The sequence below is a fragment of the Acinetobacter sp. 778_lipA genome (assembly GCF_058242985.1).
This window is the reverse complement of record NZ_JBZAYT010000001.1, coordinates 3374154-3389755: the sequence shown is the minus strand read 5'-3', so window position 1 is coordinate 3389755 and position 15602 is coordinate 3374154. Positions and strand designations below refer to the sequence as shown.

16 protein-coding genes are annotated in these 15602 nt (G+C 36.3%); 13 read left to right on the top strand and 3 right to left on the bottom strand.

Features of this window, described 5'->3' with window-relative positions; genetic code table 11:
* The first annotated feature begins 55 nt into the window (after window positions 1–55).
* From AC4CUY_RS16005 to AC4CUY_RS15970, 8 genes are all read left to right on the top strand, one after another.
* The gene (locus tag AC4CUY_RS16005; protein ID WP_490774402.1) at window positions 56–2278 is read left to right on the top strand and encodes a polymorphic toxin-type HINT domain-containing protein; all 2223 of its coding nucleotides are present in this window, start codon (window positions 56–58) and stop codon (window positions 2276–2278) included.
* Window positions 2275–2730: a hypothetical protein gene (locus AC4CUY_RS16000; protein WP_490774401.1), complete on the top strand. Its 456-nt coding sequence runs from the start codon at window positions 2275–2277 to the stop codon at window positions 2728–2730. The genes AC4CUY_RS16005 and AC4CUY_RS16000 overlap by 4 nt, the downstream gene beginning before the upstream one ends.
* Before the next feature lie 293 nt (window positions 2731–3023).
* Window positions 3024–3269 carry a hypothetical protein gene (locus tag AC4CUY_RS15995; protein WP_483770698.1) on the top strand — a complete coding sequence of 82 codons (246 nt, stop codon included), beginning with the start codon at window positions 3024–3026 and terminating at the stop codon, window positions 3267–3269.
* 20 nt (window positions 3270–3289) lie between these two features.
* Window positions 3290–3592, top strand: coding sequence for a hypothetical protein (locus tag AC4CUY_RS15990; protein ID WP_483770699.1), 303 nt, complete (start codon window positions 3290–3292; stop codon window positions 3590–3592).
* A gap of 396 nt (window positions 3593–3988) precedes the next feature.
* Entirely contained in the window at window positions 3989–4456 is a 468-nt protein-coding gene (locus AC4CUY_RS15985; RefSeq protein WP_490774400.1) for a hypothetical protein, read from the top strand.
* Between the two features lie 161 nt (window positions 4457–4617).
* Window positions 4618–5103: an SMI1/KNR4 family protein gene (locus tag AC4CUY_RS15980; RefSeq protein WP_490774679.1), complete on the top strand. Its 486-nt coding sequence runs from the start codon at window positions 4618–4620 to the stop codon at window positions 5101–5103.
* A 73-nt stretch (window positions 5104–5176) separates the two neighbouring features.
* The gene (locus tag AC4CUY_RS15975) at window positions 5177–5407 is read left to right on the top strand and encodes a helix-turn-helix domain-containing protein (protein WP_490774678.1); all 231 of its coding nucleotides are present in this window, start codon (window positions 5177–5179) and stop codon (window positions 5405–5407) included.
* A 420-nt stretch (window positions 5408–5827) separates the two neighbouring features.
* Entirely contained in the window at window positions 5828–6130 is a 303-nt protein-coding gene (locus AC4CUY_RS15970; protein WP_490774399.1) for a hypothetical protein, read from the top strand.
* 64 nt (window positions 6131–6194) lie between these two features.
* On the opposite strand, the gene AC4CUY_RS15965 is transcribed toward AC4CUY_RS15970, so the two are convergent.
* Together AC4CUY_RS15965 and AC4CUY_RS15960 are read right to left on the bottom strand one after the other, a co-directional pair.
* A complete protein-coding gene (locus AC4CUY_RS15965; protein WP_490774398.1) occupies window positions 6195–6602 on the bottom strand; it encodes a hypothetical protein in 408 nt (135 codons plus the stop codon).
* The gene (locus AC4CUY_RS15960) at window positions 6595–7935 is read right to left on the bottom strand and encodes an MFS transporter (protein WP_490774397.1); all 1341 of its coding nucleotides are present in this window, start codon (window positions 7933–7935) and stop codon (window positions 6595–6597) included. The genes AC4CUY_RS15965 and AC4CUY_RS15960 overlap by 8 nt, the downstream gene beginning before the upstream one ends.
* 100 nt (window positions 7936–8035) lie before the next feature.
* On the opposite strand from AC4CUY_RS15960, the gene AC4CUY_RS15955 reads away from it, so the two are divergent.
* The 5 genes from AC4CUY_RS15955 (at window position 8036) to AC4CUY_RS15935 (ending at window position 13026) form a co-directional block, all read left to right on the top strand.
* The gene (locus AC4CUY_RS15955; RefSeq protein WP_224964117.1) at window positions 8036–8929 is read left to right on the top strand and encodes a LysR family transcriptional regulator; all 894 of its coding nucleotides are present in this window, start codon (window positions 8036–8038) and stop codon (window positions 8927–8929) included.
* A 240-nt stretch (window positions 8930–9169) separates the two neighbouring features.
* On the top strand, window positions 9170–9811 hold the full coding sequence (locus tag AC4CUY_RS15950) for a paraquat-inducible protein A (protein WP_490774677.1): 642 nt from the start codon (window positions 9170–9172) through the stop codon (window positions 9809–9811).
* Window positions 9808–10614 (top strand): paraquat-inducible protein A, encoded by an 807-nt coding sequence (locus AC4CUY_RS15945; protein WP_336951995.1) that lies wholly within the window; start codon window positions 9808–9810, stop codon window positions 10612–10614. Before AC4CUY_RS15950 ends, AC4CUY_RS15945 begins: the two co-directional genes overlap by 4 nt.
* Window positions 10615–10625: 11 nt before the next feature.
* Window positions 10626–12293 carry a PqiB family protein gene (locus AC4CUY_RS15940; protein ID WP_336951994.1) on the top strand — a complete coding sequence of 556 codons (1668 nt, stop codon included), beginning with the start codon at window positions 10626–10628 and terminating at the stop codon, window positions 12291–12293.
* Complete coding sequence (locus tag AC4CUY_RS15935) at window positions 12283–13026, top strand: PqiC family protein (protein WP_490774396.1); 744 nt, start codon at window positions 12283–12285, stop codon at window positions 13024–13026. The genes AC4CUY_RS15940 and AC4CUY_RS15935 overlap by 11 nt, the downstream gene beginning before the upstream one ends.
* 107 nt (window positions 13027–13133) lie before the next feature.
* Here AC4CUY_RS15935 and AC4CUY_RS15930 read toward each other — a convergent pair whose 3' ends face one another.
* Complete coding sequence (locus tag AC4CUY_RS15930; RefSeq protein ID WP_419329008.1) at window positions 13134–15362, bottom strand: phosphocholine-specific phospholipase C; 2229 nt, start codon at window positions 15360–15362, stop codon at window positions 13134–13136.
* Window positions 15363–15602: the final 240 nt, after the last annotated feature.

Here is a 15602-nt window from a genome sequence, read left to right as displayed (position 1 = left end):
TATTGCAGGTTCGACTGCGACAGGCGGATTAATTTTAGGTTCTGGTATTGTTGGGTTGTTGGATGAAAAAGGTTCAGTACAAGATGCAACAACATTAACTAAAAATAATGCGAACGTAGCGTATGATGTTGAAATGGCTGCTAACTTACAGCTCATCCAAGATGGAATATCCAATAATATTATGGATAACCAAAAACTGATCAATGAATATAATGATCAGTTGACCAAAGGAACATCTATAAAAAATACAGATGTTAGTTTGGTCGAAAGTTTATTCAATGAAAATTATTTAAAAGCGGATGCAACGACCAATATCACCAATAAAACAGATATTTATCTTGATAAGGACGCTCAGAAAAATACTGTAAATCTGGTGACACATGAAGATGCGCATCAGGTTGGTTTTGGAGAGAAATCATCAGAAGCTTTAGGTTGGATGGGAGAAGCTGCATTTAATGTCAATAGTTGGGTAAATTCATCAAATATTGATACTGCTAAAACCCAAATTCAGAATATTCCAAAAGTTGAAGTTGCAGGTATTAATGATGCTCAAACACAACTGAATTTATTAAAAGCTAATACTGAAAAATACGAGTCGCAGATAGCAAATAATGATGAATTTGATGAGCATTTGACGAATAAAAGATTTGTAGATTTACAGAAGTATTTGGAAATTTGCAAATCATCGCCAAACGCAAATGGGTGTAGTCAAGCAGATAAAAATAAACTTGTTGCTAAGATAAAGCAAATAAGTGCTGATAATTTATCAGTATATAAATCCTGCAAAGCATCTGGTCAATCTGCCTGTATGGAGAAAAATGTACAACAAATTTGGGCAGCTGAACAATTTGATGATAATAAGTTAAAACAATTATTAGGATCAACGAATGTTGGACTCGCCTCTAATTATGATGTTAAAGCAGCAGATCCTCAATTGTTTAAGCAATTAGAGTTTTTGCAGTATGCTCAAAAAAATTGCCAAGGTATGAGCTATGGTGACTGTGGTACAAAATATACAGTTAGTCATCGCAGTGCTGCGGAAAATATATTAATTCCTGCAAAATCTAAAGTATTGGATTATATCGTTGGAGAAAAACCAAGATCTGGGGCGAGTTACTATCTTGCTGGTATAGGCTATGTCGCTACAGAAATTCTATTTCCAGAGAGTGGGACAGATGTAGCACTAATGGCAATTGGTGGAGCTGCGACTAAAGGTGCAAAACTGGCAAGTGCTGAAGCTAAAGCAGGAGAAAATTTAGCAAGTATAACTGAGAGTCAATATAAGCACTTAACTTGTTCATTCCGGGGAGATATGCAAGTTAAAACAAACCATGGATATACGCCAATACAGCAAATTTCTGTTGGGGATTGGGTGTATTCATTAAACGAAACTACTGGAAACGGCAGTTATAAGCAGGTTCTTGCACAATACAGTAACCCTTATAAAGAGACAGTATATGTCACAGTTAGGAGTAAAACTGGTCAAGAGCAAACAATAGTTTCTAATAAAATTCATCCTTATTTTACAGTTCCATATAATGATGTACCGCAATCATCTGAAGGACATGTATACCATGGAGTTGTAAACGGTGGAAAATGGGTAGATGCATCAAATTTAAAGGCAGGTTATAAGTTATTAGTAAGTAATAACGAATGGTATGAAGTTATATCAGTTGATGTTAAATCTGAAGCATTACAAGCGTATAATTTAACTGTTGATACAAATCATACTTATTTTATTAAAGGTTTGAATGTTAATCTTGATGGAGTTTGGGTTCATAATAATTGTGATAGAACTAAGCCACCAGCAGGGCAACAAGTAAGTGGTGGAAATCCATCTGTTAAAAATGATCCATATCATCCAGATACAGTAAATAATAGACAGTTAACCGTTGAACAAAAACAAGCTTGGATGGACTCATTACCTAAGACAATCGAAAATCAACCAATTATGGTGAATGATCGTATAGTAAGAACAAATGTTAATCTTGAGCCAACATTACAACGAATATTAAATAATCAACCGAGTTCAGCTTTGAAGGACGGGAAGGTTTACGGAAATGGAACAAATCCAAAATTACCAAATGGACCAACTTATACAGAATGGGTAGTTCCTACTCAAGGTGTAAATGGGCGTGGTCCACAACGGATTGTAGTAGGCAGTGATGGGTCAATGTGGTACTCACCGAATCATTATGGTGATATTAGACCAGATATGAGCAGACCAATATCACAAACAAATAAACCATACGGAATTACGTGGAGGAAATTGAAATGAGTAGCCCAAAATTATATGCCTTTTTTTGTGCTGAAGAATGTAAAAAAAATGAAGAGCTAATTTTAAAGATTGATAATAATCTTAAAACAATTTATGAAGTTTATTCGTATTTTTCAATTAATATATATAATAAATATAAATATATAAATTCAATACTACCTGAGAATAAATTATTTTTTGGTGCTAGTCCTGATGGTTTTTCAGATTGTTTAACTGAATTTTTAGATCAAAATGTAAATTTATTACGTATTGAAATAATAGATAAAGGTGCTGAAATTTCAGAAAATGAAATTTATGTATTCTTGCATGGTCTTTTAGCTAATATATTAAATCATGATTATGATTCAAAATTAAGGATTTTTGTTTCAAAAGAAATATTAAATATATATCTAAAAGAATCTAGGCGATTACTTGATTTAGATAGACATCCAGATGATTTTGTTATTTATTAAATTTCTCCTCTTATGCTTTTTTAGTAAAATTTAGATGAATATATTCTGCTAAAGAAGCATATTTAAATTAAGAAAAATAATTTTATAAATATTAAATCTCTTGTATAAGTCAAAATTTGAGTAGACATGATCTTTGATTTATAAGGTATTGCATAAAGCCCAAATGATTTATATAGCTACTTTCGCAAGAGGTCTAGATAGTGAATCAAGAAAATTAAAAAATCAATATGGTGATAAAATTAAGATTGTATCTGGTAAAAGTGAATTGGAAAATATATTGAAAGGTAAATAATATGGGGCATTCTGCTTGGATTGTTGAAGAACAAAAAAATAATCAATATGATTTTTATTCAGAGATTTTAAATCTTAAGAAAATTTTTGCTGAGAATGGTATGGTATTGGATTTAGCAGATCTTGTTGCTAATGCTGAGGTTGTAAATATTAAGAGTGAAATTGAAATATATGTACATGGTGAAACATATATCGATGAAAATGGTGAAGAAAGTGTTGAAACTTTGGAAATTTTTTTACTAATCTAAGTATTGATAGTGATTTTTATATGGATGCTGATAAAAATTTTGTTAAGTTAATTAAAAGTGTAGAAGAAAATTTTTATAAGCGTCAGTTTTATATTCATGATATTAATTGGTGTATTGATAAAGCATTTAGAATAATTTTGAGCTATATGAGGTCGAAAAAAAATCAAAATCCATTGTTCTTTTCAGAATCAATAGTCGGTTTTTTAACACTAAGTGACTTAGAACGCTTATATGAATATTATGGTGGAAATTATATTAAAATTAAACCAGATATTTGGTGCGGTGTGGCTTGGGAGAAAATATTGGAAATGAGAAGGTCTTAATTTTTTATTTAATTAATAAAATTTTTTAATTGAGTATGTGATAGCTTTTTATTATCTTATTGTAAAATAAGAGTCAATAAAAATGACTCTATATCTAATAAAGATTAGCAGGCTCATATTTAGAGCTGGTATTTTAATAAGTCTTAACATTCGACCAAATAGAATTTAATGTTGGAAGATATATAAAATAGTGTAAATCCTAATTTTCAATAAGGCTAATTTTTAGTAAGTAATGTTTAATAATGGTGCTAATCGAAGAAGACTACAACGGATTGTAGAAGGTAGTGATGGATCAATGTGGTACTCACCGAATCATTATGGGCAAAGTCGACCTGATCCAAATAAAGCAATTTCACCTAGCAATAAACCTTATGGTAATACCTGGAGAAAATTAAAATGAGTGAATCCAAATTATATGCTTTTTTTTGCGCGGAACACTACGAAAAAAATATACCAATTATAGAAATTATGATCGACAAATCATTAAATTTTATTGGCGATATAACTGGTTTTATTGGTCAACATGTTTATAAAGATTATCCTCATGATAATCCTATAATTTCAGGCTATAAATATTATTTTGGCGGTACAAGTCCTGATGCTTTTTTTGATTGCTTGACAGATTATTTAAATTTAAGAAATAAGAATGTTATGCTACGTTTAAATATATTAAGTAAAGGAAATGAAATAACAGATAAAGAACTATTTTTGTTTCTAGATACAATTGCAACTGCTATGCTTCATTATGAATATGATTCTAGATTGAATGTTTTTGTTTCAAAAGAAATATTAAATATATATTTAAGAGAATCAAAGCGATTACTTGATTTAGATACACATCCAGATGATTTTGTTATTTATTGATTTTTCTCCTTTCTATGTTTTTTTAGTAAGGTGGAGAGGATATATTATGTTGGAAAGAAATCTTTAAATAAAGGTAAGTAATTAATTGTGGAAATCATTTCTTATAGAGACTATGGTGAGATTGATACATCTATTATTGTTGATTTTTTGATCAAAAAGGGATTGGACTACCCAAAAGTTATATTAATTTATTGTCCAAATATAATGCTCTTAGACCACTAAAAGAGCATTTTTATTTTAAAGAGTATAATGGTGAAGTTGGAATAGCAGATATATCGTTTCATGGTTATGGTTATGGTTATGGTTATGGTTATGGTTATGGTTATGGTTATGGTTATGGTTATGAAAAAAAGGAAGTTTACGATCAGGAAGATTTCCTAATATTTCAGAACTCTATAAAGGAATCAAATGCAATTGAACGTAACCAACCTGATGAATATAGCTATGATAAAGTAATTGTATTTGGTAATACTGCTAGAGGTGATTATATAGCCTTTGATTATCGCAAAAACCCTGCGACTGATGATCCACTAGTGGTAATTATGTATCATGATGATTATGTAGAAGATGAAAATGGTGATAGTAAGATGCATGTTATAAAAGTAGCAGATACTTTTGATGAATTTTTAAATCTACTGCATGATTAGTAGGTATCGATAAAATAAAAGAGCTGTTATTCATGTGAACTGAACCCTATAAGTTGGACACAACTTATAGGGTATTTTTATCAAATACGATTTAAAGTTTAAACAAGCAGTCATTGCTTATTATGCTCAAGGCCATTCTAGCTTATCAACAGCCAAGCATTTTTCGATTAGTGATAGGGATGTCTCTAAATGGTTGGCTCAATTTGACTTAGGTGGAATTGATGCAATAAAGCCAAAACAGAATAAGACAATTTATACAGCTGAATTTAAATATAACGTATTAACAACTATGCAAGATGAGTGATTAAGTTTATCTAATACTTCTCTTCGTTTTGGTATTTCTTCCCCGAGTTTGATCAGTGTATGGCGTAAAATCTATCAAACTGATGGTATGCTTGGACTAGAACCAAAGTCTAAAGGAAGAGTATCCATGTCTAAAAATAAACATAAATATATTGTTGATAAACCAGATCATGAAAAAACAACTGCTGAACTTTAACGTGAACTACTCTATTTACGCGCTGAGAATGCTTACTTAAAAAAGCTCGACGCCTTGCTGAATATTAATGCAATTATTATAGGAAAGTAAAATGAAAGTTTCTGATTTGATTTTTCTGAATATTGATTATTTAGAGAAAAAAGTAGAAGTGGAGGGATGGTTAACTATCTTAAATAATAATTTATTTTTTTAGATGAGGTTTTGCAAATAAATTATAAAGATACGGTGAAATTAAAAATTTCAAATAGGGATATTATTTATATTCTTAATGAAAAAGTAATATTTCCTATAGGCGGTGAGTCTTATTTATTTCATAGAGCTTCAATTATTGGTTGTTTAAAAAAACTTGAAAATGAATTGGTGTTAAATGTTGAAAAAATTTTATTGGAAGAGGATAGTCCTAATGAAAAAAATAAAAAAATATTAATTCCAATTGAGATTAATTTAGAATCTATTGAAAAGGCAAAAAAAAATAACCCTAATTTATTACAGGAAAATCCATCACAGGACTGGTTGGATTGGTGTTAGTTAATTACTGAGGTTTAATGAATAGCAATTTAGACTGTTTACATCAATAAACTCTTCACACAATTTAACTCGATGAGGCTAAATTGACCAATGTTTCATGTAGATAAACCCAATAACATTGACCTGATTCAACTTTGATACAAGCCGTCGATATGCGTAATGTATCAGGTTCATGGCTTTGTTGATGTTCTTGATATTGAATCCAGCAGTGGTTGTCTGCTTCAAATAAAGCACGTGTATTCAAGATTTTAATTTTTAACGCAGGTTTATTACCTACATTTTGACTAAACAAGTCATTTATTTCGGGTAAACCAATGACATTGCCTTGCGTCGTAATCATTTTAAAATTTGGGTCAAAACTGGCTAAGAGTTGATTTAGGCTTTCTTTTGCATTTTGACCAGTAAATACATTTTCAATCAAAATATGTAAATCGATGACATGTTGTAATGCATTGTCCATAGGATTAGACATGGGTTTTCTCCTTAAAAATGGAAATTAATGATAAAAGGCACAGCACAGCTGCAATCAAAAAAGTATGCTGATAACGTATTAAGTCATTTGCAGCAGGCAATAGACTAAAGATTGAAATAAGGGCAACTGTACCTAAACTAAAAGCGACTTGTCGATTTATGTTCCACAGCACACTGCCTTGTAATAAGTCTTGGCCGTTAAAATCGATGAGGGCACTGATTTGGGCAGTATTGGCACTTAGACCACCACCCATTCCCATCAGTAGATAAGCAACAATCAAGATGCTTAAATCATTGGCGTTTGAGACCCAGAACAACAGTGAAATTCCTAAACTATGTAGCGTAATACCGATTATAAAAAGCTGCTTTTTACCGAGATGGCGATAGAGAAGTCCACCACTGGTCATCGATACCAATGCACCCACTGCATAGAGCAGCATAAATAAGCCAGTCTGTTTTGCATTAAACTCAAGGTTACGTTGTAAATTAAAGATATTCAGTAAATTCACACCAGTAAAAATACCGGGTACTGCGTAATAAACGATAAATGCATTGCGTAAATTATAATTTTTTAACAATTGCAAATTAAGGATTGGATGAGCAGATCCTTTCGCGTATTTGAGATAAATCAGAAGCATTGTGACGGAAAGCAGAAAGCTACTGATCGCGAGTACAACACTATGGTAATCGTTAAATAATGAGAAAGAGAGTAACAAACACAACAGGCTGACATTGACCATAAACAGTCCTAAAAAGTCAGGTTTCCCAGACGTTTTAGCTTGAGTTTCTTTGATCCATCGCCATGCTAATAAAGCAGTGATCATGGTAAAGGGGATATTGGCAAAAAACACCCAACGCCAAGATAAAGCATCAATAATTATGCCGCCAATCGTTGGTGAAAAGGCGGGTGCAATTAATGCGATTGCCATGATCATTGTGGAGATACGTTGCCGTTCATGGTTTGGAAACAGTGCAAATACCAATGCTTGACCGACAGGGATTAATAATCCGCCAGCCACACCCTGAACAAATCTCCAAAAAATTAAACTATGGATTGATTCACTCATGCCAATCAACCAAACGCTGACGGAAAAGAGCAGCATTGAATAACAAAGCAATTTCCGATCACCCAATACGCTTGCTAACCATAAGCTCATGGGCATGATTAAAACCAAACCTAAAATATAAGCATTGCTTACCCATGCAACCATCGATGGGCTGACTGAGAAAGCTGTTGCTATATCGGGTAAGGCAATTGCAGACATAAAAATATTGATGCAATCAATAAAGAACCCAAGTAAAAACACTGTTGCTATTTTATAGCGATATGACATAGCGACCTCCAAGATGCAGGAGGGTACGATTCAGGCCTTTTATTGTCGATGCATGCGAAGTAAAATCATTGTTTAATAATTTCAAACAATCAGTGTGATTATGCAAAAAAACCTAAAACAGATTATAAGTTTTCTGCAAGTGGTTGATTCAGGATCATTTACCAAGGCAGCAGAGATTTTGGGTTTAAGCCGATCGATGGTGAGTATTGATATTAAGCATTTAGAACAGCATTTAAATGTGAGTTTGCTGATTCGTAATACACGTAATATCGCACTGACTGAAATAGGCAAAAGCTTTTATGAGGATTTCAAACACATTCAATTGCAAATCGAAGAAGCTTTTGAGCGCAGTCAAAACTTAGCCACAAGTGTCACAGGGATATTGCGTTTTTCATCGACCAATGAATTTGGACGGAAATTCATTTTACCTTTGCTGGGTGAGTTTTGCCGCCAATATCCTCAATTACAACTACAATATTCATTTAATTCTTCCTTAGATGATTTAGTCACTGAAAAATTAGATTTGGTCATTCGGTTGGGAAACTTAAAAGACTCATCGATGCGGACACGAAAAATTGCTGAATATCCGATTTATTTGGTTGCCAGCCCTGAATTTTTAAAACGTTATCCAATCAATAGCATTGCTGATTTAGCACATGTTCCTTGGATTGGTCATCGCTTATTGAATTGGCAGGATGCGCAATATGTTTTACAAAATGATCAAGGTGAAAAACATACATTGCCTTTTGTTAGAAGTCAGTATGAATCTAATTCGGCAGAAGCGATACATCAGATGACACTTGCTTCATTGGGCGTTGCGATATCGCCAGCTTGGTTGGTCGATGAAGATATTCAGCAAAATCGTTTAACTCGGGTGTTAGCTGATTTTGATTTACCTGTACAAAATGTCCAATTGCTCTATCCGAATACGGGAACCTTGCCAGCAAAAACCCGTGTCTTTATCGATTTTTTGGTGCAACGACTGTGTCTTTAATCATGTCAAAATATATGTTGATATTGAGAATAGATAAAATGCATGGTCAATTGTTAGACTAGATTTCGCCAGATCAATTGTTTATATAAAACCAACAGGATATCATCAAAAAATATCACAACTCATCTGTATACATCTCAGTAAAATATAGCAAGATGAGCTTCGGTCTAAAAAGAATCTATAAAATGGTGTTGATGTTCTATGCGTGAGCCGTCCTCCTATCCGCCAGTTTCTGTGCCCATGAATCAGCAAGCATTGATTCAAAAAGGTGATATTGCACCGCAAACGCTGGTTGCCTGTGAGGAATGTGACACGCTCTATCATCGAATTCAGCTGACCCAAGGTGAATGTGCTTATTGTCTCTGTTGTGGTGCTGAGCTTTATCGGCAAAGCAAGCCATTTAGTGTTTTATTGGCAATGGTCACAACAGCGCTGATCGTATTTGTGATTGCCAATAGTTTTCCGATTGTTAAGGTGGAATTGCAGGGTAATGATTCCCAGACAACCCTACTGGGTGCTGCATGGGCGATGTTTCATGCCGGGCAAGGGCCGGTAGGTGTGCTGATTCTTATCACGACTTTCGTGGTGCCTCTATTGGATTTGTTACTGCTGTTCTATGTCCTTTCATCAGTTCATTTCTGTAAAGTTCGGCCTCGTTATTTAGTTGCAGCATTTCGTACCTTGTTTTTATTTAGAACATGGGGAATGGTTGAGGTATTTTTGATTGGGGTATTGGTTACCTTGGTTAAACTGGTCGGAATGGTTGTGGTGATTCCAGGCGTTGCATTATGGGGATTCTCCATACTGAGTGTATTACTGGTTTATATTGCCTCAGTAAAAGTCAAAGATCTTTGGGATGAGATCGACAGGAGACTTACATGAAAACTGAACCGTCTCAGGCTAATTTTTCAAAATACTCAGCGAATATAGACAGTAACAATTCGCTGCAATATCCAAGAGCCAAAGATTTGTCTTTGGTGCTTTGTCATTGCTGTGGAACGCTCAATAAAGAGGTTCCAGAGGCTGAAGCAAAACACGCTTCACATTGCTTGAAATGTCATAGTGTGCTGCATCAACGTAAACCAAAGAGCTTAGACAGAACCCTTGCTTTAGTGATTGCTGCGAGTATTTTGTATATTCCAGCCAATGTACTTCCGATGACCGTCACAGATTCTTTGTTAGGTAGTCAGCAAGATACGATCATGAGTGGTGTGATCTATTTTTGGCAGAATGGGGATTATTTGGTTTCTGCTGTTATTTTTATGGCCAGTATCTTTATTCCCATGTTAAAACTTTTGATTCTGTGTTTTCTGTTGATTGCAGTAAAAATGCAGTCTTCTAAACGTTTGCATTTTTCACCTGAGCATTGCTCAATGCTTTATCGGATCGTTGAGTTTATCGGTCGATGGTCGATGATTGATGTTTTTGTGGTGGCTTTATTGACCGCCCTGATTCAGATTCAATCACTGGCAACTATTCTTGCTGGGCCAGGCGCGGTTGCTTTTGGTGCAGTCGTGGTTTTAACCATGTTTGCTTCACTGAGTTTTGACCCGCGTATTATTTGGGATAATTATTCTGCTGCCCAGAATACGCGTAACAAGAACGGGCTTTCCCTGCAAGGCTCAGATGTGATTCACGTGGATCATCCTCCCTTGAATCATGATTTATCTAATTCCAGTCAATAAAACAATGATGGGTGTGTATGTCTGAAAATAAAACCAATAACGAAAGCTCAGATCATCAGGATCCTCATGCTGTAGATGAAACGCAGCAGATTTTACCTGAACCTGAGAAAAATAAAGGACGCTGGCGACCATCGTTGATCTGGCTGATTCCGTTTATTGCATTGCTGATCGGTCTGTCGTTGGCAGTCAAAGCGGTATTAGATACTGGTCCGACCATTAATGTTGCTTTTAGAACCGCTGAAGGGTTGGTTGCAGGTAAGACAACCGTTCGCTTTAAACAAGTGGATATCGGTCTTGTTCGCCAAATTGATCTTGCTGATGATCATTCACATGTTATTGCCAAAATTGAACTACGTAAGGATGCCAGTAATTTTGCTGCAAAAGATTCACGATTCTGGGTGGTTCGTCCTCGCATTGGTGCCAGTGGTGTTTCAGGAATTGATACCTTATTGTCGGGTGCTTATATTGAGGTTGATGGCGGTAAGGCTGAACAAAAACAGGATGAATTCACTGGCTTAGAAGTTCCTCCAGTCATTTCATCAGATGTACCGGGGAAAATCTTTTTCCTCAAAGCCAATAATTTAGGTTCACTGGATATTGGCTCTCCTATTTATTATCGTCAGATCAATGTGGGTCAAATTACTGCTTATCAATTGGCCAAAGATGGAAAGAGTGTTGAGCTACAGACCTTTATTCAAGCACCTTATGATAAGTTCGTGACAACCGATGCACGTTTCTGGCAGGCCAGTGGTGTCGATGTCAGCTTAAGTGCATCAGGATTTAAGCTAGATACCCAGTCTTTAGTGAGTATTATCGCAGGCGGTATTGCATTCGGTTATCCTGAGAATTCACATGCTGCTGTTGCTTCGGATCAAAGCCGTTTTAATTTATGGGATTCTCGTACTGAAGCATTGAAAGAGCCTGATGGAAATCCTCATCGCATTATTATGTATTTTGATCAGTCTCTACGTGGTTTGTCAGCAGGTGCACCGATTGACTTTATGGGAATTGAAATTGGCAATATACAGTCAATTAATGCTGAATTTGATGCAAATTACACTCAGATTCGTATGCGGGCTGAGGGGGTGATTTATCCATCTCGTTTAGCCAACGGTAAAGAGCTAGACCCTGATGGTGAAATTTTTAAACGCTTCATCGAAAGAGGCTGGCGTGCTCAAATGCGTACAGGAAATTTACTCACAGGGCAGAACTATATTGCCTTTGATCTATTCCCTAAAGCAAAACCAGCAAACTTAATCATCCGATCAAATGGTGTGATTGAGGTTCCAACCACACCAACCGAGTTGAAGGGATTACAAGCACAAGTATCGCAAATTGCAGATAAATTGAATAAATTCCCATTGGTAGAAATTGGGCAGGATGTACGTAAAACCCTCAATAATATGAACTCAGCGATTAGCTCAACAGATAAATTAGTGAAGCAGTTAGATGGTAAAGTTGCACCAGGACTACAAGCGACTTTGGATGATGTACGTAAAACCATGCGCTCTACTGAAACTATTTTGTCGAGTGACGCGCCAATGCAACAGGATGTTCGCCGTGCTTTACAGCAAATGACACGTGCTGCCGCATCTTTACAGTTAATGGCAGACTATATTGAACAACACCCTGAATCACTCATTCGTGGGAAAACGCCTGAGGTTAAAAATGGTAAATAAAAAAAATAGTCCACATTTTAAGTCCTATTTACCGCAGTCTAGTCGAGCAGGTTGTGGCCTGCTACTGGCCATTGTAGGTTTAATTGGCTGTTCCAGTTCGCCTACTCCAAATTACTATACCTTGACCCCAACAGTTAAACCCTTGGTGAGTTCAAATGTACGGGTAATTGAAGTACTGCCAGTGGGATTGCCAGACCGTTTAAACAGGGCACCCTTAGTCTTACAGGACAGCAGTGGTAAATCTAATGTATTGGATAATGAACGCTGGACGTCCACTTTGGCCGCTGAATTACGTGATGGGTTGTCTGCAGGCTTGCAACAGAAATTAGGTGCGGTAGATCGTTATAGTAGTGGTATGACTGGTGGTAAAGTGTCATACCGTGTTGCAACCGACTTTTCTCGGTTTGATATTATCGAACACTCTAACACACGTTCGTTAATGGGAGCGATGAATCGGGATATTGAGGTGGCGGTTGCTTGGATTATTAAACGTGATGATCCAGCCCGCCCCTTAAATCAGCCAACAGCAATACAGAATGCTGTGTTGCCCAACCGACAACTCAGTTGTCGAATGGCATTTACCGACGCAGTTGGTGCAGATGGCAACAAAATTGTTGATATAGTCAGTGTTTCACGGCAGTCATTGAGTAAGGTGGTTGAAGCGATTGCCGCTTCTGTAGTTGCAACAGAAGCCAAAAAAGCTGTGGTGATGGAAGGGGTGACCTGTTCCTAAGCAAGCACTAAAAAAAGCACCCCAGTTTTAAATAAAATCTGAGGTGCTGTTAAATTTGATTCGGTGTTAACAATCTAAAAAATTGAATATTTACAATTGCTTAAATATTAAACCATCGCTGGATCACTGACAGAATCTGCTCCTGTTTCAACGCGTCCTGCAAAGCGTCGATAAAACTTAGTATCCTGAGTACAAGTTACTGCAAAATCATACCATTGCCATGTATCTTTCAGTTCCCAATGTCGTGTTGATGTTTGACCTGCTTTTACAGTGATTTTTAACGCTGCGTCACTACGATAGACGACTGGATTAATGACCAGTTCAACATCTTTTGTGCCCGTATTGGTCAGGTCTAAATAAACATTACCATTGGCAATATCATAACACACACGAATTTCAGGATTGATTTGCAGGGTTTGATTACGATTTAAATCACCTTTGAAATGGCGATGAAAACCATTCGGTCCCATTACCCAAAGATCATACAAACCTTGATTATCCTTTTTCACATTCCAAACATCATCCAGTGTTTTACCCGCTTCTACAATGTAACGACGTGGGACACGGCTGAGATTTAACTTGTCATAGACATGAAAAACTGCGCCTTGAGTCCCTGTATTTGAGAACATGAGTTTAACTGTTCCATCATTTTGACAACGTGCACTGGTGTGTAATTCATAAGGCAATGCTTTAGACGGGCGAATACCACTGGCTTGAATTGGAAGTTGTAAATTGGTTGGAATTGGAACATTGGGCAGCTTTTGTTGAGCTGAACGAAGTTGATCTGCTTGCTCACGGGTTTGTTTACCTGTTAATTCTGGCAGAACATCTTCATTTGGGGTTTTAAAATTAAATGCTGAGGTTAAATCACCACAAATGGCACGACGATAAGGGCTGATATTCGTTTCTTTTACCCCAAAGCGTTGTTCTAAAAACATTAATACGGACGTATGATCAAACACTTGAGAGTTAACCACACCACCACGACTCCACGGTGAAATTACAAAGAGTGGTACTCGTGGGCCCGGTCCATAAACACCATTGTCTTTTTTAGGCTGGCTGTTGCTTCCTAGTGGCGCATCATGTAGATAATATTCATACTGCATATCAGCTTGGCTAAGTGTGGATTTACCTGCATACGTATTGTCTGCTTGTAAGGTCGGTGCTGATGGAGACGGAACATGGTCAAAATAACCATCATTTTCATCAAAATTGATCAAGAAAACGGTTTTACTCCAAACCTCTGGCACTGCTGTTAAAGCATCTAAGATTTCTTGAATAAACCAAGAACCTTGTACTGGGCTTGATGGACCTGGATGTTCACAATAGATGGATGGTGCATTGATCCAAGACACTTGGGGAAGTTTGCCTGTTTTGATATCATTTTTAAAAGCATCTAAAAACTCTTCGGGTTTATTGCCAGGCAGAGTGTTTGCGATACCTTTATACAGTGGATTTTTAGCATTATCGGTTGTGGCATCATAAGCTTTATAAGGTAACGGTTGCGCTGCTTTATTGTATGGGCTATTCGGCGCACCACCACTTGAAACTGGGTAACCTGAGGCAATATTGGCTTTTTTAAAGGTACGGAATGCACCGAGCATGTTATCACCCCATTCATCCGGCATATTTTGATAGCAAATCCAGTTAACACCTGCCTCTTCTAAACGTTCAGCATAGGTTTTCCAAGTGTAGCCGACATCAACGTTTTTGGGATCACCATCAATCCAATCCCATTCATTATTCACAAACGCAGTACTGGTCGGTACTGCACCATTGGTGCCCGTTAAATGAAATGAACGATTGGCATCTGTACCCGTGTGCATTGAACAGTGATACGCATCGCAAATGGTAAAAGCATTGGCTAAAGCAAACTGATAAGGGATTTCCTGCTCTTTAAAATAACCCATTGCATAATCAGTTTTATGGGTGGGCCAGTTTGACATACGGCCGTTGTCCCATGCTTTTTGGCTATCCACCCAAGTATGATTTGTACCGGGTGCACGTTGTGCATTATTACTCGATCCATCTAAATGAAAAGGTGTTAATAAAGCACCATTACTTCGTTGTTGTTGCCATACAGTACGATCATTTTGCAAAGGAATGGTTAAGCGGTCGGCAAAACCACGAACGCCTTTTAGTGTACCAAAATAATGGTCAAATGAACGGTTTTCCTGCATCAGGATAACCACATGTTCGACATCCTGAATGGTTCCTGTTTTATTATTTGCAGGAATAGCCAATGCTTTTTGAATGCTGGCTGGAAATGTAGATAAGGCAGCAGCACCAAAACTTGTTTTAAGTGTATTTGCTAAAAATTGACGACGATTAATCACAATATTTCCCTTTGGTATTTTTATGTTTATGGTGCGCAACGCATTAATGGTTTTTTAGATCCATCAGGCTGTGTGGTGGTCTTATCATCATTTGAATCATTACAAGCTGTGAGTGCTAGTAAAATGGGGAAAATATAAATGTACGATAGCCATTGTTTTGATTTTCTTAACATGTGTTTCATCCATTATAAAGATGCCCACACATTAGACAGCGCTTGTGACAGCAAGGCGTCACCTTTA